We start from the raw sequence: 19,249 nt of genomic DNA, 5'->3' as shown, positions 1-19,249 counted from the left end.
CCCCTGACCGTCTCCGTCCACCCCCACCTCCACCTCACCTGCCCCCCCGCAAGAGGAGCCACCAGCCGTGAACGCAAAGATCACCGGTGTCGAGCTGCGTCGGATCGCGATGCCGCTCGTCGCCCCGTTCCGTACTTCCTTCGGCGTGGAGACCAGCCGCGACGTGCTGCTGGTCCGCGTCGTCACCTCCGAGGGGGAGGGGTGGGGCGAGTGCGCGGCCATGTCCGAGCCCCGTTACTGCTCCGAGTACGTCGACGGCGCCCAGGACGTTCTGCGCAGGTTCCTCATACCGGCCCTGCCGAAGGACGGCGCGGACGTCCACACGGTGGGACGCGTCCTGCAACCCTTCACCGGCCACCGCATGGCGAAGTCCGCGCTGGAGACGGCGGTGCTGGACGCCCAGCTCCGCGGCGCCGGCGAGTCCTTCGGCTCCTACCTGGGCGCCGCGCGGGACCGGGTGCCCTGCGGCGTCTCGGTCGGAATCATGGACTCCGTACCCGAACTCCTCGACGCCGTGGACGCGTACCTCTCCGAGGGCTACGCCCGGATCAAGCTGAAGATCGAGCCCGGCTGGGACGTCGAGCCCGTACGCGCCGTCCGCGAGCGTTTCGGCGACGAGCTGCTCCTGCAGGTCGACGCCAACGCCGCCTACACCCTGGCGGACGCCCGGCAGCTGACCAAACTCGACGACTTCGACCTCCTGCTGATCGAACAGCCGCTGGCCAACGACGACATGGTCCAGCACGCCGCCCTGGCCAAGCTGCTGCGCACCCCGGTCTGCCTGGACGAATCCATCGAATCCGCCGCCGACGCCGCGGCGGCCATCTCCCTCGGCGCCTGCTCCGTCATCAACATCAAGCCGCCCCGGGTCGGCGGTTACCTCGAAGCACGTCGCATTCACGACCTCGCCCGCGCCCACGGCATTCCCGTCTGGTGCGGCGGAATGCTGGAGACCGGTATCGGCCGCGCCGCCAATGTCGCCCTGGCCGCTCTGCCCGGCTTCACCCTCCCCGGCGACACGTCCGGCTCCAGCCGCTATTTCGCCACCGACATCACGGACCCGTTCGTGCTGACCGACGGCCAGCTCCAGGTACCGGCCGGTCCCGGACTCGGTGTTGAGCCGCTGCCCGACGTTCTCAAGGAGGTCACCACCTCCAGCGAATGGATCGCACGGTAAGCACCGGAATCAACCTGGCAAAGGAGAAAGCATGCGATGCAGGAAGAGCATTCTCGTGGCCTTGGCCTTGGCCTTTACCGCCTCATTGGCAATGGTGTCCACCACGGCGCCCGCCGCTTCGGCCGAGACGCCGCGGTGTGACGCAAAGCCCCTTCAGACGGCGCTCAAGGCTTTGAAGGAGGTCGGCGCCTCGGGAATCAGCGTGACGGTGAAAAGCCCCCGCTGCGGCGTCTGGAACGGCGGTGTCGGCCTCGCCGATCTCAAGACGGGCCGTAAGGCCGTCGGCAATGAGCACAGCCGTATCGCCAGCGACACCAAGACCTGGACGGCCACGGTCGTTCTGCAGCTCGTCGGCGAAGGCCGAATAAAGCTCGACGACACCGTGGACCATTATCTGCCGGGCCTCATCCGCACCAAGTTCTACGACGGGCGCAAGATCACGATCCGGCAGCTTCTGCAGCACACCAGCGGCCTGCCCGATTACCTGGACGCGCCGTACTGGAACGACCTGGACGCGCGCCGCTGGGACCACGTGGAGCCCCTGCAGACCGTCGAGCAGGCGCTGACGCTGCCCCCGCCCGACGACAGGACTCCGGCCGGCTTCTCCTACTCCAACACCAACTACAACCTGGCCGGCCTGATCGTCACCGCGGTCACCGGCCACGACATCGGCACCGAGATCGAACAGCGGATCATCGAGCCCCTCGGACTGCGCGAGACCTACTGGCCCGGCGACCGGACCACGCTGCCCAAGCCGGATCTGCGCGGCTACGCGGAGCGGAACGGGGCGCTGCGGGACAGGACGGAATGGAACACCTCCGGAGCCGACGCGTCGGGGGCGCTGGTCTCCACCGGAGCCGACGCGACCACGTTCTGGACCGCGCTGATGACCGGGAAACTGCTGGCTCCGGACGAGCTCGCCGAAATGAAGAAGACCGTACCGGACGGTTCCTCGAACGATCGGTACGGCCTGGGAGTCGAGCGCTACGAGCGCGTTCCGGGCTTCGTCACCTGGGGACACAGCGGCCATATGGAAAGCGGCCACAAATTCAGGAACGCCGTCACCGATGACGGCCAACGGGCCGTAACCCTGCTGATCGGCTCGGAAACGTTCGACTCGGACCGGGTGGACGCCATCATCGGCGACCTCATCCGCGACCTCCGCTGACCGGAAACCGTTCGGTCTCCGGACAGTACGGAACGTGCTTCTCGGGCGGCACGGCGGAATTCCGCCGTGCCCTCACTCCCACGCCCCCTTGCCAAGACCCTCACTCCCACCAACCCCCGCCAATATCCTCAACTGCAACCAAAGCACGAGCCGTTCATCGGCATCCTCCAAATCGATCCCCAATTGCCGCCCGGCCTGCTTCAGCCGGTAGCGGCAGGTATTGGGATGGACGGAGAGCAGTTTCGCCGCGCCCGCCACGTCGCAGCCCGCGTCGAACCAGGACACCAGGGTGCGGGCGTAGTCGGTGCCCTGCTCGGCGTCCGCCGCCAGTACCCGCTGCCAGGCGCCCGCCCGCAATTCCCGCCGCCCTTGCATCACCTCGGCAAGCCGCAGCAGCGTCGCCCGCGGACGTACCTCGTCGATCGTGGCCACCGGCAGCGCGTCGTGCAGCAGCCGCAGCACCACATCCGCGTCCGCACGCGAGTCCGCCACCCCGCCGAGGTCCGGCGTCACCTCGCCGAGCCCCGCCCGTACCGGCACCCGCAGCGACCGCCCGGCCTGGCGCACGATGTCCTCGGCCAGTTGCCGGTGCCGCTGGTGGACCGTCTTCCGTTCCTGCGCCGCACGCGTCGCCCCGTCCTTCTCCCCGGCCGCGGGCAGCAGCGCGTACACCACCCCGTCCAGAAGCACGCACGCCTGCCGCCCGTAGCGTGCCTCGCACTGGAGACGTACGACATCCAGCAGCCTGAGGCAGGCCCGCTCGGCGTCCGGGGCGCTCGCAGCGAAGTCCAGCATGAACGCGGCCACGCGGACCGCGTCCAGCCCCAGGCGGTGCGCTGCCGTCGAGGCGTCCGCCGAACCGTCCAGCAGCCGGCGCACCAGATCGGTGTTCTGATGGCGGGCCAGTTCCTTGGCCGCGCGAGTCCGCAGCAGGAGCAGCGCCGCCGTCGACGCGCCCTGCGTCAGGGTTGCCTCGGCGTCCGGAGCGAGCGTGCCGCTGTCGACCACCCAGATCGAGCCGAGGGTTTCGCCGCCGGCCCGTACGGCGATGGCGAGCCGTGGCAGTTCGCCCGCCGTGAGCGGGGGCAGCCGTACCGGACCGTCCGAGGAGACCACCAGCCGGACCTGTTCCGCGTTGTCCGCGCTGCCCGGCACCTGAAGACCGAGGATGCCCTGGCGACGGTCCTCGTCGACCGGCTGACCGGGCACGGTGGAATAGGCGAGGATCCGCTGATGCGGGTCCTCCACGGCCGTCGCGCCGCCGGTCGCCGCCGCGATCGCGTCGGCCAGCGCGAACAGGTCCGCGAGCCCGCCGCCTTGCGCGGCCCGTGCGCCGATCGCCGAGGCCAGCATCAGGTGGACGTGGTGCCAGGCCGCCTCCTCGTCCACGGCGAGCAGCGCCATGCCGTACGCCTCGGCCTCACTGACCGGCGGCCCGTCCGCACCCCGTACCACGACCCCGGCCATCCCGGCCTCCGCCGCGGCCCGCACCAGGGGCCCGGCCGCGGCCGCCCGCACACCGACCGCGAGCAGCAGGGCACCGGGGGCGCGGGGGAGCGGAGCGTGCGCGTCGTACAGGAGCGCCTCGGTGACCGGGACGGCGGATCCGTCGGGCGCGGTGAGCAGCCGCAGGGGCGGGCTGCCGACGGCATCGATCAGGTCGCCGAGCGTACAGGCGTCCACAGGTGCTCCTTGCGGTGATGCGGTCGTCGGTGGCACCGCTCGGCGGTCGGACCGTGGTGGGGCATGCCCGTGATCTTCCGGACGACCCTGATCCCTCAGGCGGGCGGCCAGTTCCGCAGGGCCGCGTCGGCGACCTGCTGCAACTCCTCGCGCGTGACGCCGCTGGCGGCCTGAACGGCGAGGCCGTTCGCCACGGTCATGATGTAGCGGGCGAGCACTCCGGGGTCGGAGTCCGGGGGCAGGTCGCCTTCGTCGACGGCCCGCCGGAATCGCTCGCGGAGCTGGTCGGTGCCCTCGTTTCGCCAGGCGGCGAGGGCGTCCCGGGCGGTGCGCGCGGTGTCGCCGGCGGCGAGGGACGCCTGGACGCCGAAGCAGCCGGCGGGGCAGCCGGGGCGGGTGGTGGCCCGGACGGAGCCGTTGAGGAACGCGGTGGCCACCTGTCGGGCTGTCGGTTCCCGCAAGGCCCGGGCCCCATACGAGGCCGGGCCTTCGGCGTAGCGCTCCAGGGCCTTGTGGAACAGGTCCTCCTTGTTGCCGAACGCCGCGTACATGCTGGTACGGGTGATGCCCATGGCGCTGGTCAGGTCGGTGAGGCTGGCGCCTTCGTAGCCCCGTTCCCAGAAGACCCGCATGGCCTGTTCGAGGGCCTCGTCGGCGTCGAATCCTCTCGGCCGGCCGATCGGCGCCCTCCGCTGCGTCTCCATGCCCTCGATCATAACCCTTCTGTACCGACCGGTGTGGAAGTGCTACGGTCTCGTTCAGTACCGATCGGTACTTAAATAGATGGAGGTCATTCACATGGGACAGCTGGAAGGCAAGACCGCCGTCGTCACCGGCGGCAGCACCGGGATCGGCCTGGCCGCCGCCGCACGGCTGGCGGACGAAGGCGCGCACGTGTTCATCACCGGCCGGCGCAAGACCGAGCTGGACGCGGCCGTCGAGACCATCGGCGCGACGAGGGTCACCGCAGTGGTGGGTGACATCGCGAACCCGGCCGACCTGGACCGGCTGTACGAAGCCGTCCGCGCCCGGGGGCAGGGGCTGGACGTGCTGTTCGCGAACGCGGCGATCGCCTCGCTGGTGACCCTCGGGCAGATCACCGAGGAGGACTTCGACCACATCTTCGGGATCAACGTGCGCGGCACGCTGTTCACCGTGCAGAAGGCGCTGCCGCTGCTCAACGACGGCGCCTCGGTCATCCTGAACGCCTCCACCGCCGCCGACAACGGCAATGAGGCGTTCACCCTGTACGCCGCGTCCAAGGCCGCCGTCCGCTCCTTCGCGCGCACCTGGGCCAACACCCTCAAGGACCGCGGCATCCGGGTCAACGCCATCTCGCCCGGCCCGATCGACACCCCCGGAATCACCCACCTCTTCGGCGAGGAGAACGCGGCCGACGTCAGGGCACAACTCGCCCGGACCTCGGCACTCGGCCGGATGGGACGCCCGGAGGAAGTCGCCGGACTCGTGGCATTCCTCGCCTCCGACGAGAGCAGCTTCATCCTCGGCGCCAACCTGTACGTCGACGGAGGCGAGAACCAGATCTGACCAGCAGGTGGCTGGGAGCCGCAGGGCACCTGCGGCTCCCACCCGGCCCGGACCACTCGCCGGCGCCCGGGCCGGGCGTGTGCGGAACAGGGCCGATTCAGCCGGCCGGCATCCGGCTGCGAACGTTCTTGGACGTCGGGGCGCCCCTTCCTCATCGGCCGCCCGGAATCCCAGGCGCCCGAGAGAAGCAGGGCCCCTACGGCAAGGCTGAGGCCCCCAGCCGAACCACGGCATCCGAGGCCGCGTCGTCCGCCGGGTGGTAGGCCCAGATCCTGTGGCCGTCGGCTCCCGGTAGTTCCAGGACGTGCTGGTTGAGTGTGAGAGGTCCGACGCGCGGGTGATGGAGCAGTTTGCGGTCCATCGTCTTCTCGTAGAGGTGGTGCTCGCTCCATGAGGTGCTGAAGACATCGCTGCCGGCGGTCAGCTCGTCCACCAGCTCGGTCAGACGGGGTGCCCCGGCCCCGTATCCGGTCTGGGTACGGAGGGCCGCCACCATGCAGCGGGCCAGCTCAGGCCACTCGGGGAAGATCGACTGCGCGCCGGGGGCGAGAAAGACCATGCGGGCATAGTTGTCCCGGGGTTCCAGACCTTCGTGGAGGCGAGCGCCCAGTGTGTTGCTGGCCACGATGTCGAGCCACCGGTTCACCAGCAGGGCAGGCACCGTCATGGAACCGAGCAGCCGGTGCACCTCCTCCAGCCGTTCCGTGCCCATGCCGGGAACCACCGCGTCCGTGGACGCCGCACCGGCCGGGGCGGCGAGCTCGCGTAGGTGACGCGCTGCCGTGGAGTCGAGCAGCAACGCCGCACACAGCCCGTCCACCACCGCGCGGGACGGTCGCCGTTCCCGTCCCTGTTCGAGGCGTACGTAGTAGTCGGTGCTGATCCCTGCCAGGAGCGCCACCTCGTCCCGCCGCAGCCCCGGCACCTGGCGCTTTGCCCCCGGGACCAGCCCGTGCTGTTCGGGGTGCACCTGCTTCCGTCTGGCGCGCAGGAAGCCCGCCAGTGGCCCGCCGTCACCGCTGCGGCTGCTCGAAACGCCCATGTCGCCAGCATAAGGACGCGGCGTTCGCTGCCGTACGGAGGCGCCCGCGCGCCCCTGGGGTGGGTGTGCCACTCCTACCCGCCCGTCCGGCCGGCTGACTACCGTCCCGACGCGTGAGAGAAAGAGAGCAGTCGATGTTTGTCATCACCGGTGCCAGTGGACGTACGGGACGGGCCGCCGCTGTGCGGCTGCTGGCGCAGGGGTACCCCGTCCGAGCCGTCGGCCGTTCGGCCCGGCGGCTCGCCGGCCTTGCCGAGCGGGGCGCCGAGGTGTGGGAAGCCGACCAGACCGACACCGCCGCACTGACCGACGCCTTCCGCGGCGCGGACGGCATCTACGCGGTCATCCAGCCCAATTACCTCCCCGACCACCCCGACTTCGGCGCCTTCCAGGATCAGGTGGCGGCCGCCCTGACCCAGGCGGTGGCCGCGTCCGGGGCGACCCGCGTCGTCGGGCTCAGCAGCTGGGGAGCGCAGCATGCCGAGGGCAACGGCCCGGTCGCCGGGCTGCACCGCTTCGAGCAGCGCCTCTCGGCCGTTCCCGGAGTGGACGCGCTGTGGCTGCGGGCCGGCTACTTCATGGAGAACCTGCTGGACCATATCGATGCCGTCAGGGCTCTGCACCGCATCAGTGCCCCCTTCGACCCCGATCTTCAGCTGCCCTTCGTCGCCACCCGCGACATCGGGGCCAGAGCCGCGGAAGAACTGGCCACCGGCACCTGGCGCGGTACGGAGGTTCTGGAACTCCAGGGGGAACGCGATGTGAGCATGCGGGAAGCCACCGATGTGATCGCGAAAGCCGTGGGCATGGACGATCTCGTCTACGAGCGGATCGGCCTCGCCGCCTTTCACGCGGAACTCCGCAGGAACGGTGTGTCCGCCAACGTCGCGGACATGATGGCCGAGGTGGGAAATTCCCTCAACCGCCGGCATACGCGAATGCAGCAGCCCCGTACCGCCCGCACCTCGACCCCCACCTCCATTGAACGGTTCGTGGAAGAGGAATTCGCTGCGCGGTACCACGCGTCCGCATAAGAGGACATTCCCTGGAGGCAGTCGTCGCGGCGGTGAATGGCGAAGGAAAGGGCCTCCCCGCCCGCGACGACGCCTCCCCGTCGGCTCATTTCTCCACGTTGTAGAAATGGATCGGTGAATTCGGCTTGAAGCCGATACGCGGGTACACCGGCGCTCCCGCGGCGGTCGCGTGCAGCGTGGCGCGGGTCAGCCCGGTGGCCCGGCCGCCCTCGTACAGCGCCTTGCGCGTGACCGCCTCGCCGTAGCCCCTGCGCTGCCACTGCGGGTCGGTGGCCACGAAAGCCACGAAAAGGCGGCCATCGGCTTCGAGGGTGGCGGCGCAGGCCACCGGTGTGCCGCCGCGCAATGCCAGGTAGGCGTACACCTCGCTTTTCCAGAGCACGGATCCGACGAGCCCTTCGCGGCCGTCCTCCAAAGGGAACCCGTAGGCGCGCGAATTGAGGTCCGCGTACGCCTGCAACTGCTCGTCGGTGCTCACGCGTACGAATGTGAGGTCGGGGTGGACCGGGTCGGGGACCGGAAGCAGGTCGCCGGCCATTCCCGTACCGGGAAAGGCGTACCGGAGACCGGCCTGCTCGGCCGCCGACCTGAACACGGAGCGAGCCTCGTCGTCGAGGAGGTCTTCGAAAAGCCACAGGTAGCCGGAATGCCTTTTCGCGCGCATGATGTCCGCTGCCTGGTTCAGGCGTTGTCGGACGAGTTCCGTTCCCGCGCCGGCATCGGTCAGGGCGAGGCAGTTCCAGAAGGAGAATCGGCTGTCGGCCCAGCGGACGGCGATTCCCGGCAGGTCGCGCACATCCGCGTCCGCATCGCGGTCGAGCACCATGGTCCGCCAGGCGGTGGCGAGCTGTTCCACCGATTCGATGGACTCCGCGCAATCGGTCACCGTACCTCCACGCATGATCGAGCTTGTGACGTCTCTTGAACGGGCCGTCGGCGGCCCGGCTCCGCGGGCCCGACGGGGACTTTCCTCGCGCAGCCTGTTCGGGGCCGCATCACACAATGCCTTCGAGTTCTTCGTCCTGGGTCTGGGCGGTGCTGGAGCGGCGCTCTACGTAGGAACGGCGCCCGATACGCCACCACAGGGCGGCCAGGGCGAGGGCCGCCAACGTGGCCACGGGCGTGTAGTTGAAGGTCGTGGCGGTGACCGGGCTGGTCTGCGGCAGCATGAACAGCGCTGTCACCGCGCCCGCCCACAGTACCGCCGTCCAACCGATCGGCCGGCTCCAGCGGCCCAGATGCCAGGGCCCGGGCGCCCACTTGTCACGGTGGCGCAGCCGCAGCAGTACGGGAATGGCGTACGCCGGCGTGAAACCCACCACCGAGATGGCGGTGACCGCGGAGAACGCGCTGGCGGAGTACAGGGACGGCAGGGCGAGTACGAAGGCGACGGAGATCGCGAGCCAGACGGCGTTGGCCGGGATGGCGGTGCGGCGGCTGACCTTCTGCCAGCGGGCCCAGCCCGGCAGGGCGCCGTCCCGCGAGAACGCGTAGATCATGCGGCTGGCGGAGGCGGTCACCGTGTACCCGCACAGGAACTGCGCCACGATGATCACCAGCAGCAGGGCCTTGGCCGTGGCCACGCCCAGCGCGTCCAGGAAGATCTGCGCCACCGGCACGCCGGTCGGGCTGGCCAGGGTCGCGGCGTAGTCCTGCACGGCGAAGATCAGGGCTGCCAGCAGGATGCCGCCGGCGACCCAGGACACGGCCACCGAGCGGACGATGCCGCGGGCCGCGGCGACGGACGCCCGGCTGGTCTCCTCGCTCAGGTGGGCGGAGGTGTCGTACCCGGCCAGGGCGAAGCACGGCAGCAGCATGCCCAGCAGAATCACATACACCGGCGCGCCCCAGCCGGTGTTGTTGGTGAATTCGGAGAACACGAAACCGGCCGGCTGATGGTGGGAGGGGATGAACGTCAGAGCGCTGATGATGACGACCGCCCCGGCCAGATGCCACCACGCGCTCACGGACGTCAGGAAGTTCATCAGCCGGGCGCCGAAGAGATTCAGCACCGCGTGCAGTACGAGAATGACCGCGTACAGCGCCAGCAGTCCCCCCGGGGACGGCACGACGCCCCATTGCAGGTTCGCCCAGGCGGCGGTGAAAGTGGCGATGCCGTAGTCCTGGGCCGCGATCCCGGCGAGCAGACCCAGAAGGTTGAGCCAGCCGGTGTACCAGCTCCACCGCTCACCGCCGAGCTGACGCGCCATGTAATACAGGCCGCCGCTGGTCGGATAGCGGGAGGTGATCTCGGCCAGTGCCGCCGCCAGACACAGCACCAGCGGTCCGACGGCGAGCCACCCCCACATCACCACGGCCGGGCCACCGCTGTTCAGACCGAAGCCGAACAGCAGCAAAGTCCCCGACATGATGGAGATGACCGACAGAGAAGCGGCGAAATTACCGAACGCGCCCATGCGCCGGTGCAGTTGCTGCGTATAGCCGAGCTCCTTGAGCAGACGCTCGTCCTCGTCGAGCGGTCCAGGCTGCTGCCGTCGTGCATTTGCCGAAGTACGCATCGTGGATCTCCGCACAGGAAAGCAGAAGGGGAAAGGGCGGGGCGGGTTGTCGGGCCGCCGGGGGCGTCGGCGGTGCGCGCCCGGGAGGACGGTGGGAATTCACTGGCGGCGTTCCTCCGCGCGCGGGGGATGGGACTTCAGACAGGCGTCGCGATCTGTCTCGAAGGTTTCCCGCCACTGGTGGGGATGCTGCGCGTGGTACTGCCACGGGTCCCGCGTGGCGAAGGCGCCGATGGCCTCGAAGACCATCGCCGCCCACTGCGGAAAACCGCCCCGCACGAGCGCGTACGCCAAGTGGTTCAGATCCAGCTGGGAACTGGACGCCGGATCGCAGTTCCCGAACCAGCCCGTGAAAGCCCGCGTGATGGCCCGGGTGATGTCCTCCCGGTTCCAGAGCAGATTGACCACGCCCTCACCGCTGTCCCGCCGCTCGCGGTGCTCCTGCACCCGGGCGTATATCGGCAGCAGAAGCAGCGGTGAGTCGGCCGGCGCGAGCGAGACCGTCCAGCGCGCGAAATCCGTCGCGACCGCGCGCCGGCCCGCGGGACCCGGGCGGGACTGGAGCGCCTGGGACATGCGGTGCCACGCCTCACGGTTGAACGGGTCCCGCCGGTGCGCCTCCCTCAGCAGCCCCCACGGCCCGGGTGGCAACAGGTGCTCCGGCTGCGGCGGCGGTACGCGATGCTGCGGGTGGCGCCCGATCGCGTCCGTCTCGGTCAGGGCGATGAAGCAGTTCCAGGGCACCGGATCCCTGGGGTTCAGGGCGGCGGCCCGGCCACTCGCCTGCCAGGCCCCGTCCGCCAGCTTCTCCAGGCGCCGCGCCTGCCCCGGGCTCGTCGCCGTCTGCTTCCGATGGGCCCGCAGTACCCGCTCGGTGGCGACCCGGGCGTACATCACCTGCGCGGCGAGACTGTCCGGCTCTTCTTCGAGCCACAGTTCCACGGTGTTGGTCTCGGCCGCCGCCACGCCCAGAACCTGGGTACGGGAGGTCCACTGCGCCCAGTACCCGGTCCGGGCCAGTACCTGCCGCATCTGCATCCAGTAACCTGCCCGGATGTCCTGCACCGCCCGATAGAGGTCCGGGTCGCGACCGGCCGGGTGCGAAACGGTCATCGGCGCTCCTCCCATCCGGCCTGGCGGGAGGTGGGGCCTGCGGGGAGAGAGGCTAAGGCTGGTCTGTGCGTCTTCATACGGCGACCGGCCGGTACGGCTTCGACTCCGACGGGTGTGTGGTGCGGTGGACTGCTCCCCGGCCGCTGCCGTCGGGACCGCGGTGCGGCGGTTGGTGGGGACATGACACCGAGCGGTGAGCAGACGCGGGCATGGACAGGGAATTCCTCTGGGCAGGGTGCGGGTGCGCGGTCCCACGGGGCGGCGGGGCCGGGCCGGCGCGCAGGCGCGAGCGCGCACGCGTACCGGCCATCCCGTAACCATGTCCGAGGCGGACCGGCGGATGCCTGACAGCTACCTAAGCGTCTGGGGAAGTGCATGGCCAGAGGAATCCGAGGTTGACCGGTTATGGAGATACGGATTCGGCCATGAGCGACGGGGGTTGTCATCTGTGGGCGGGACTGTGGGCGGGACGGGAGTGGCCCGGCCGTACGCTGCGTTCCTCGCGGGCCCGGGCGTCCGTACGCCAGGGGCGGGGCCGGGTGGTACGCGCCGCGGGGGGTCGGGTTGGTACGTGCCGCGGGGCCGGTTGATACACGCTACGGGGTTGGTTGGTGCGTGCCGCGGGGCGGTTGGCCCCGAGCCCGCAGCGACCGTACAAGCCGATGGGGAAGGGCGCGGCTGCCCGTCGCGGACGTGCTCGGCCCGTCGCGTACCTGCTGAGACTGGCTGGAGAGCGCATACCCACCGGGCGGTCCGCTCACCGGCGATGACGGCTACGACGATCAGCCCACCGGCTTGCGCTCGGGAACGGACGACGGCACTCCGGCCCAACGGCGCAAGACGGCCTCAAGATCGCCGACGGCGGCGGTGCCGGCGGTGTCGGAGGCCCAGGCGACCACCCCGTCCGGGCGTACCAACACCCCGACAGGCTCCGCGTGTTCGTCGGTCACACTGCTCACCCGCCCGCCCCACGCCCCGGCGAGGCGGGCGAACGCACCGTCCGGAGTGCGGTCGAGTAGCAGGAACCCGCCATCGTGACCGTGATCGACCAGACGGGACCCGTCCCTCAGCCACAGATCGGGCACGAACCGCCCGACCAGCGGATGGTCACCGGGCAGGTCGAGGCGCTGTGTGACACCGGAGATCTGCTTGACGGCGTACGTCGTGCCGTCCCGGGTGCTCAGCAGATCGGCGACGACCTCCCGGAGCGCGGCCGACTTGGCGTCCCCGCGCATCACCCCGACCTGGGCCCGCGTCCAGTCCAGCACCCAGGCACCGAGGGGGCGCCGCTCGGCGTCGTAACTGTCGAGCAGCCCCTCGGGCGCCCACCCGGCGACCACGGCACCGAGCTTCCAGCCGAGGTTCATCGCGTCACCGACCCCGAGATTGAGCCCCTGGCCGCCGAAGGGTGAGTGCACATGCGCGGCGTCACCGGCCAGCAGCACCCGCCCCGACCGGTACGTCGCCGCCTGACGGGCGTTGTCGGACCAGCTGGTCGCGGCGCCGCGCAGCGCGGTCAGCGTGACATCGGTGCCGGAGACCCGGCGCAGACTGGTCTGCACCTCCTCAAGGGTGACCGGCGTCATGCGGGACCGGCGCTCAGCATGCGGGAGACCGGCGTGGACGCCGTCGAACTCCACGGTGACCACCCGCCCGGGCTGCGGCCCGTACCGGTACGCGCCTCGGGGCGACCACGCCCACCCGTCCGCGAGCTTCTCCGGGTCGGCGATGTCGGCGACCGCCAGAAACCCGGTGAGCTCGGCGTCCGTGCCGGGGAAGTCGATGCCCGCGAGGCGGCGTACGGTGCTGCGCCCGCCGTCGCACCCGACCAGCCATCCGGTACGCACCGTGCCGGCGATGGTGCCGACGAGCACACCGTCGCCGGTGTCTTCGAGCGCGGTGACCTCCACCCCGCGGCGCACCGGCACGCCGAGCCGCGCGACATGGCCGGCCAGCAGCTCCTCCAGCTCCCGCTGCGGCACCATCCGCGCGCCGTCGACCGCGGTGTGCGCGGCGAGGCCGGGATCGGACCAGTCCACGAGGCCGGCGTCGAGGACCATCCCCGCGAAATGCCCGGTGAACCGGGGCACGCGGGCTCGCCGACCGTCACCCGGCCGCTCGTCGTCAGCCACGCGAGCGAACGACCCGACCCGCTCCAGCATCTCCCGCTGCACCCGTTCGGCAGCGGGCAACAGACCCCGGCGGTCCAGGGCCTCGGCCGTCGGCACGTTGATCGCCCCCGCCTTCATCCCCTCGTCGGGCTCGGCCCGTCGCTCGATCACCTGCACCGACGCTCCGGAAAGCGCCAGCTCCGCGGCGAGTACAAGGCCCACTGGCCCGGCTCCGACCACGGTCACGTCCACGTCCTGCTGCACATTCGTCTTCACGAACACTGTTCTACGTACGAACACTGTTCGCGTCAAGTTATGATGACCGGGTGAACCCGAGAGAGCGACGCGCGGCACGCCACCAGCCGCCGAATCCCGAAGCCGAAACAACCCCCAGGCTGCGGCGCCGCAAGGCCCCGATCACCGTGGAACAGGTCATCGACACCGCGCTGGACGTCATCGCCACAGAGGGTTACGAGGCGCTGACCATGCGCCGACTGGCCGGCGCGCTCGACACCGGACCCGCCTCGCTCTACGCCCACGTGGTCAACAAGTCCGACCTCGACGAGTTGCTCATTGGACGGCTGTGCTCCGAGCTCGTACTCCCCGAGCCCGACCCCGCGGCCTGGCAGGAACAGATCCGCGGCGTGTGCGCCCAGCTGCGCGACCAGTACCTGAAATACCCCGGCATCTCCCGCGCCGCGCTCGCCATGGCCCCCACCGACCTGGAGACCCTGCGCGTAGGCGAAGGACTCCTGGCGATCCTGCTCGCCGGCGGCATCGCACCGCAGGCCGCCGCCTGGGCCGTGGACGCCCTCCTGCTGTACGTCGCCGCCTACTGCCTGGAGGTGTCGATCGCCCGCCGGCGAGCGGCCCACGATGACGACGCCTGGGTCCTCGACCGCGACGAACTCCAACGCCGACTCACCGCCTTGCCTGCTGCGGCCTTCCCTCACACCGTTCGGCATGCGGCCGAGCTGACTGCGGGGGAGGGGCACGAGCGGTTTGATTTCACTCTTGGGGTGATGGTCGGTGGGCTTGTGGGGCGGTAGGAGGGTCTGGGGTTCTGGGGTTCTGGGGTCGTGGTTGGCGTGGGGGTGGAGGTTGGTCCTGATGCGTGCTGGGACTGGGTCGTCCAGTTCCCGGCCAGTCCTGCCAGGACCTGACGGGTGGGCGTGATGACGGCCCCGGCGTTCTCTCCGCCGGGGCGATGCCGATGGTGTCGACCTGATGGTCGATGAGTAGCGGGACGAGCATGAAACCGGGCCGCATCGAAGGCGCGAGTCGATCCATTCGAGTACGTCGTGGACGAAGACGGGCAGAAAGACGCATTGGATGCGAACCATCGTGATGGCGATCGGCCGCCGCGCCACACCCGGTCATCCATGCAGCCGACCCGAGCAACCCCAGCCGCAGCGGCCAGGCCGTGATCAGAAGGTCGGTCGCGATCTGCCGGCCGGTGAGGGACCGCCTCTGCTGGGGAAAGCGCCCGGTTGCGAATGGGGCAGAGCCACCGGCCACGGACGCGCGGTCGTGGGGGTCCGGGCTGGTGCCCCCGATCGCTGGTAGACCGGTCGCGGAACGTGTCGCAGGGCGTGCTGCGTACGGCGCGGTAAGCCGCTCAGCGGGAACCTGCCGTCCAGTATCGTCAGGTGCGGCGTCCAGCCAGCGTCGAACCGGATCGTGGCTCTGACGTACTGCTCCGCAGGACGCGCTGCCGCAGCCGCGTCGCGGCGCACCACCTGGTCAACCAGGTCTCGTCCGAGGCGTAACTGCGGTCGACACTCAGGCGCGGCAGTCGGCCGGACGGGCGGCTGAGCGCGACCATCCGCCCGAACGGCAGCACTGAGCGGGCCACTTGAACCTCCTCGGCGCGGACCGTGGAGGGCGAAACCGGCGACGTCGAGAACAGCAGCCGGAAGCACCGAAGTGCGTCCACCCGAAAGAATCCAGTGTCGTCGGAGAGGGCCAGGAGAAAGAGCACGACCTGCTCATCCGCGGGGGATATCTTCCATACTGGCAAGCACCCGGACCGTGTGCTGCCGCCCACGCAGCACCGCCCACACACCTGCCACGACCAGTGCGAGACCGGCCAGCCATTGCACCCACATCACCCGGTCAGGTGCCAGCACCTGGAATCCCGGACACACGCCGCCCAGCGTCACGGAGAGCCAGCCCAGGGTGCCCAGTCGTTTGCCCCGGCGCGATGACTGCATGATCAAGGCGGTTTGCCGGGGCGGACGCCGCAATGTGGTGGGGGAGTCGCGAACGCATCAGGCTCGGTGGGGTACGGCACGAGGGTTCTAGCGGCCGGGGCAAGGCCCGGCGGGGAGGTGCGGAGGTTGAGTTTCCGACTGGCGGCGTACGCCGTGTGTATTGAGGGCGGACGCGTGCTGCTCGCCCGCCACGTATCACCGAAAGGCGAGAGCAACTGGACGCTGCCGGGCGGCCGGGTGGAGCACGGGGAGGACCCGTTCGATGCGGTGATCCGGGAGGTCGCCGAGGAGACCGGCTGTGACGCGGAGGTCGAACGCCTTCTGGGCGTGGACTCCCGACTGATCCCCGCGGCCGACCGCCCCAGGCCCGGCCTGCCCGACCACCAGAACGTCGGCATCTTCTACCGGGTCCGCATCACCGGCGGCCAACTCCGCCCCGAACCGAACGGCGAAATCGCCGAGTCGGCCTGGACGCCGATCGGTGATGTGGCTGGTCTGCGCCGGTCATCGTTGGTCGATATTGGTCTCGATCTGGCGGAGACGCTTCCTGCGACGGGCCATGTTGCTCCTGTTGCCGTCGGGGGGCTCATTCAGCATTGAGGGGCGGGCCTTTGGGGCGGTTGGGCTGAGTGGGGTCAGGGTCCTTGGGTTTCGGTCGGCATCGAGTACGGAGGCGGACGGGTTGCCATCCCGGACGTCACCCCTTGCTGCCCTGCCCTCCGCTCCTCCTCTTGCCCGCTTCCACTCCGTGCGCGAACTCCGGACGTGCGGGTCTAACCAACGCGGCGTGTTCCCCAGCCGTACAAGGCGGGGGCGCGCGGTGCGGACGCGGCTCAGTCCGCGTCGGCGCGTGGCCAGATCACCTTGACGGTGCTCATCCACGGTCACTTTCGGCGGGTGCCGCTGGGCGGAGGCCCGTCTTCGCACGCTTGGACGTTGCGTCCCGTCCTCCTCCGCCCGCACCCGCCGACGAGCCGAACGAGGGCTCGCGCGATCGGCGTTCAGCCGTTCGGTACGCCGCTGCCTTCGTACGAACCAAGGCCCTCGATCAGGGCGGCGAGGGCGGGATCGCCGGCGAAGCGGTCAGCGTGGATTTTGCGGATCTTGTCAGCGATCTCCGGGTCCTCGTCGTCCGTGAGGTCCTGGGAAATCATGTTCCGAACCAGCGGCAGACCGATCTCGTCGACCTGGCGATGGAGCGGGGCGTGCATGTACGCGCGGTACGCATCGATGTCCTTGACCACGAAGAGGGCGCCATAGTCGAAGTCGCCGCCGATGTCACGGCCGACGGCCCAGTGTTCGACGGCGTCGATCTCCTGGCCCATCCTGCGCAGCAGGCCGAGCGCTTCGTCGACCTTGTCCTTGGGGACATCGGGACGCATGGCGAGGCGAATCTGGTGATAGATCACGGCGGTTCTCTTTCGTTCCGAGGGCAAGATGCATCGAGCGCAGAGCTTCAAGCGCTCGCTGTAGTTACAACTTATAACCTGCGCGATAGGTGATGCAAGGTTCCCTGTTCGTCGACCCGGATGCCGACGACAACGGGGGCAACGGGGGCTACAGCAACGCCGTCGTCGACATCGGGCGTTCCTGCAACAGCCACCGTGAACATGGCGCGTTGATCGCGAGGTTGGGCGCCATGCGCGGCAACGGCGCCGAGGGCGGCCAGGGTCGCAGCCTGCGCGCTTCCGACTCCGGACACCACGTCCGGCTTTCCCGGCGGCGGCGTGCTGTCACCGCCGTTGGCGCGTCAATCGGACTGGCGTTGGACGGCGTCGCGGGGCGCCTCGCTGGGCAACTTCCTCCGGCGCCCGCCCGGCGAGGAATCTATGGCGCGATCTCGCGACCGCTCGCGGCCTTCCGGTCCGCTGCGCGCCCGGCATGGCGGAGGCGTAGACGCGTACATTCCTCAGCTGCTGCCTGCCCGGAGGAACTGGCACGGGCGCATGCCGATGCCGGCCCTCGTAGGCCCTCCGCAGCCCGGCACGAGACACGGACGGCGCAGCAGGCCGTTCCCGTACCAGGCGCCGGGCGCGCCCGGCCGCAGCGTGCCTTCTTGTCGGTGCGCCGGTTATTCACGCGTTCGACGCTGCTCCGTGCGGTACGGACCAGTAAGACACTCGGCGAAGCGTGCCCCTACCACCAGAAGCATGAGAACCGCGGTGCATCCGCCCAGCAGCATGAGCGTGGATGGAGAGGTGCGGTCCAAGATGATTCCCCCTGCGAGAGCACCGGTAGAGATCGTTGCCTGGAAGGAGGAGGTGAACAGGACCGACGCCGCTTCCGGCGTGTGCGGTGCCGCCTTGGAGAACCAAGTCTGCGACGCGACTGGCACGGCACCATACGCAATGCCCCACACGATCAGCAGAACCACCGCGCCCGCATTCCAGCGGCCCAACACTGGGAACAGGAGGGTCGCTGCGGCGATCAGCCCGGCCGCAAGCCCGAAGACACTCCGGGGATATCGGGCCACCCAAGCGCCGCCCAGAAAATTTCCGAGGATGCCGGCGGCACCGTAAAGCAGCAAGAACGTAGTGATCAGACCATCGCTGACGTGAGTGACCTGCTCCAGGAATGGCGTGACATAGGTGTAGGTGGCGAAGTGGGCCAACACGATAAGGAACGTCAGCAAGAGCGCGAACCGGGTGCTGGCGCTGCGGAGCGCGCTGCCGAGGACACCCAGCCGTGTGGACTGGATCGAGGGAAGCGGCGGTATGAAGGCGAACAGCATGACCAGTACGCCGGCCGCCAGAACTCCCATGACGTTGAGAGCCGTTCGCCATCCGGCGAAATGGCCGATGAGGGTGCCGGCCGGTACGCCGAGAATGGAACCCAACGGTACAGCAGAAAAGATCACAGCAGTTGCCCTGTCGACGAAGGCTGGTGGCACCAGCCGGCCGGCCAGCCCCACACTAATCGGCCAGAAACCACCGATCGTTATTCCGGCCATGACCCGAGAGATCAGCACGAGCCAGTAGTCGGGTGCCGCGGCGGCGAGGAAGTTCGCCAGTGCAAGCAGGAGCATGAAAACGCACAGCATCAGCCGGCGGTCGAAGCGTGCCGTGGCCGCGGTGACGAGCGGAGCGGCGGCAGCCGCCAGAAAGCCGGGCATGGTCATCATCAGCCCGGCCATTCCGTCCGAGACGGTGAAATCCGAGCCGATCGAGGTCAGCAGACCGATCGGGAGAATCTCGCTGGTGACGATGGCGAAGATACCCATCATGACCGAGACCACCGCGAGCCACCCCATCAGCGAGGTCCGAGACGACAGATGTTGACCGTTGGCAGAAGCGGCGGTGGTAATCGACATGGTGTTCGGTCCTGTCTGGGCTGGCGCGTTTCGCGATCAGTCCAGCAGGTCTTATAGAGAGATGACTGGCAGCTCTGCGACGGCACCCTTGCCCTTCACGGGTGATGTCGCATATCCGCCGACCATGGGCAACGTGTACGTCCCAGCCTGGTCAGCTTGCTGCCGTCCGGCATTGTGCGTGTTGAGATTCGATCACTGGGGCGGGCGAAGGCCCGGCTACCACAGGGACTTCCTAAGACGTCATTTCATTTGGAGTCGTCGATGGCAGATGAGGGTTGAGGCGATGGCGGTGAAGGCGAGGAAGTGTTCGGGCTTGCGTTCGTAGCGGCGG

At 69.5% G+C, this 19,249-nt stretch carries 16 protein-coding genes; 6 read left to right on the top strand and 10 right to left on the bottom strand.

The features are described 5' to 3' along the window. Positions 1-109 precede the first annotated feature (109 nt). Both menC and ADK86_RS07715 read left to right on the top strand, forming a co-directional pair. Positions 110-1,177 carry an o-succinylbenzoate synthase gene (menC, locus tag ADK86_RS07720; protein WP_053695915.1) on the top strand — a complete coding sequence of 356 codons (1,068 nt, stop codon included), beginning with the start codon at positions 110-112 and terminating at the stop codon, positions 1,175-1,177. A 31-nt stretch (positions 1,178-1,208) separates the two neighbouring features. Continuing rightward, positions 1,209-2,345, top strand: a complete 1,137-nt coding sequence (locus tag ADK86_RS07715; protein ID WP_324611374.1) for a serine hydrolase domain-containing protein — start codon at positions 1,209-1,211, stop codon at positions 2,343-2,345. Positions 2,346-2,417: 72 nt separating this feature from the next. On the opposite strand, the gene ADK86_RS07710 is transcribed toward ADK86_RS07715, so the two are convergent. Then, entirely contained in the window at positions 2,418-4,028 is a 1,611-nt protein-coding gene (locus ADK86_RS07710; RefSeq protein ID WP_053695909.1) for a PucR family transcriptional regulator, read from the bottom strand. 95 nt (positions 4,029-4,123) lie between these two features. Next, positions 4,124-4,732, bottom strand: a complete 609-nt coding sequence (locus ADK86_RS07705; RefSeq protein WP_053695914.1) for a TetR/AcrR family transcriptional regulator — start codon at positions 4,730-4,732, stop codon at positions 4,124-4,126. A 94-nt stretch (positions 4,733-4,826) separates the two neighbouring features. Here ADK86_RS07705 and ADK86_RS07700 point away from each other — a divergent pair, with 94 nt between their 5' ends. Beyond that, a complete protein-coding gene (locus ADK86_RS07700; RefSeq protein WP_053695908.1) occupies positions 4,827-5,576 on the top strand; it encodes an SDR family NAD(P)-dependent oxidoreductase in 750 nt (249 codons plus the stop codon). A gap of 196 nt (positions 5,577-5,772) precedes the next feature. Here ADK86_RS07700 and ADK86_RS07695 read toward each other — a convergent pair whose 3' ends face one another. Further along, the gene (locus ADK86_RS07695; RefSeq protein WP_063788961.1) at positions 5,773-6,618 is read right to left on the bottom strand and encodes a helix-turn-helix transcriptional regulator; all 846 of its coding nucleotides are present in this window, start codon (positions 6,616-6,618) and stop codon (positions 5,773-5,775) included. Positions 6,619-6,731: 113 nt separating this feature from the next. Here ADK86_RS07695 and ADK86_RS07690 point away from each other — a divergent pair, with 113 nt between their 5' ends. Then, on the top strand, positions 6,732-7,652 hold the full coding sequence (locus ADK86_RS07690) for an NAD(P)H-binding protein (protein ID WP_159393808.1): 921 nt from the start codon (positions 6,732-6,734) through the stop codon (positions 7,650-7,652). Positions 7,653-7,737: 85 nt separating this feature from the next. Here the strand turns inward: ADK86_RS07690 and ADK86_RS07685 are convergent, their stop codons facing one another. The 4 genes from ADK86_RS07685 to ADK86_RS07670 all read right to left on the bottom strand — a co-directional run bounded on the left by ADK86_RS07685 (position 7,738) and on the right by ADK86_RS07670 (position 13,677). Then, on the bottom strand, positions 7,738-8,538 hold the full coding sequence (locus ADK86_RS07685; RefSeq protein WP_053695905.1) for a GNAT family N-acetyltransferase: 801 nt from the start codon (positions 8,536-8,538) through the stop codon (positions 7,738-7,740). A gap of 109 nt (positions 8,539-8,647) precedes the next feature. Further along, positions 8,648-10,171 (bottom strand): amino acid permease, encoded by a 1,524-nt coding sequence (locus tag ADK86_RS07680; protein ID WP_053695904.1) that lies wholly within the window; start codon positions 10,169-10,171, stop codon positions 8,648-8,650. 99 nt (positions 10,172-10,270) lie between these two features. Then, the gene (locus tag ADK86_RS07675; protein ID WP_053695903.1) at positions 10,271-11,284 is read right to left on the bottom strand and encodes a hypothetical protein; all 1,014 of its coding nucleotides are present in this window, start codon (positions 11,282-11,284) and stop codon (positions 10,271-10,273) included. A gap of 782 nt (positions 11,285-12,066) precedes the next feature. After that, positions 12,067-13,677: an FAD-dependent monooxygenase gene (locus ADK86_RS07670; protein ID WP_234345758.1), complete on the bottom strand. Its 1,611-nt coding sequence runs from the start codon at positions 13,675-13,677 to the stop codon at positions 12,067-12,069. Positions 13,678-13,721: 44 nt separating this feature from the next. Here ADK86_RS07670 and ADK86_RS07665 point away from each other — a divergent pair, with 44 nt between their 5' ends. After that, positions 13,722-14,444: a TetR/AcrR family transcriptional regulator gene (locus ADK86_RS07665; protein ID WP_053695902.1), complete on the top strand. Its 723-nt coding sequence runs from the start codon at positions 13,722-13,724 to the stop codon at positions 14,442-14,444. Between the two features lie 939 nt (positions 14,445-15,383). Here ADK86_RS07665 and ADK86_RS43020 read toward each other — a convergent pair. Next, complete coding sequence (locus ADK86_RS43020) at positions 15,384-15,608, bottom strand: hypothetical protein (protein WP_159393807.1); 225 nt, start codon at positions 15,606-15,608, stop codon at positions 15,384-15,386. Between the two features lie 126 nt (positions 15,609-15,734). Here ADK86_RS43020 and ADK86_RS07655 point away from each other — a divergent pair, with 126 nt between their 5' ends. Beyond that, positions 15,735-16,208, top strand: coding sequence for an NUDIX hydrolase (locus ADK86_RS07655; protein ID WP_053695912.1), 474 nt, complete (start codon positions 15,735-15,737; stop codon positions 16,206-16,208). 401 nt (positions 16,209-16,609) lie between these two features. Here ADK86_RS07655 and ADK86_RS07650 read toward each other — a convergent pair whose 3' ends face one another. Both ADK86_RS07650 and ADK86_RS07645 read right to left on the bottom strand, forming a co-directional pair. Further along, a complete protein-coding gene (locus ADK86_RS07650) occupies positions 16,610-17,017 on the bottom strand; it encodes a Dabb family protein (protein WP_053695900.1) in 408 nt (135 codons plus the stop codon). A gap of 662 nt (positions 17,018-17,679) precedes the next feature. Continuing rightward, positions 17,680-18,918, bottom strand: coding sequence for an MFS transporter (locus ADK86_RS07645; RefSeq protein WP_078951921.1), 1,239 nt, complete (start codon positions 18,916-18,918; stop codon positions 17,680-17,682). Positions 18,919-19,249: the final 331 nt, after the last annotated feature.

This window comes from Streptomyces sp. NRRL F-5755 (assembly GCF_001279365.1).
GTDB classification, from domain to species: domain Bacteria; phylum Actinomycetota; class Actinomycetes; order Streptomycetales; family Streptomycetaceae; genus Streptomyces; species Streptomyces rimosus.
This window is presented reverse-complemented; position numbering and strand designations above follow the sequence as displayed.

Coding starts and splice junctions, on each gene's coding strand:
- menC (WP_053695915.1), top strand. CDS start 110: ATGCCGCTCGTCGCCCCGTTCCGTACTTCCTTCGGCGTGGAGACCAGC.
- ADK86_RS07715 (WP_324611374.1), top strand. CDS start 1,209: ATGCGATGCAGGAAGAGCATTCTCGTGGCCTTGGCCTTGGCCTTTACC.
- ADK86_RS07705 (WP_053695914.1), bottom strand. CDS start 4,732: ATGGAGACGCAGCGGAGGGCGCCGATCGGCCGGCCGAGAGGATTCGAC.
- ADK86_RS07700 (WP_053695908.1), top strand. CDS start 4,827: ATGGGACAGCTGGAAGGCAAGACCGCCGTCGTCACCGGCGGCAGCACC.
- ADK86_RS07695 (WP_063788961.1), bottom strand. CDS start 6,618: ATGGGCGTTTCGAGCAGCCGCAGCGGTGACGGCGGGCCACTGGCGGGC.
- ADK86_RS07680 (WP_053695904.1), bottom strand. CDS start 10,171: ATGCGTACTTCGGCAAATGCACGACGGCAGCAGCCTGGACCGCTCGAC.
- ADK86_RS07675 (WP_053695903.1), bottom strand. CDS start 11,284: ATGACCGTTTCGCACCCGGCCGGTCGCGACCCGGACCTCTATCGGGCG.
- ADK86_RS43020 (WP_159393807.1), bottom strand. CDS start 15,608: ATGCAGTCATCGCGCCGGGGCAAACGACTGGGCACCCTGGGCTGGCTC.
- ADK86_RS07645 (WP_078951921.1), bottom strand. CDS start 18,918: ATGTCGATTACCACCGCCGCTTCTGCCAACGGTCAACATCTGTCGTCT.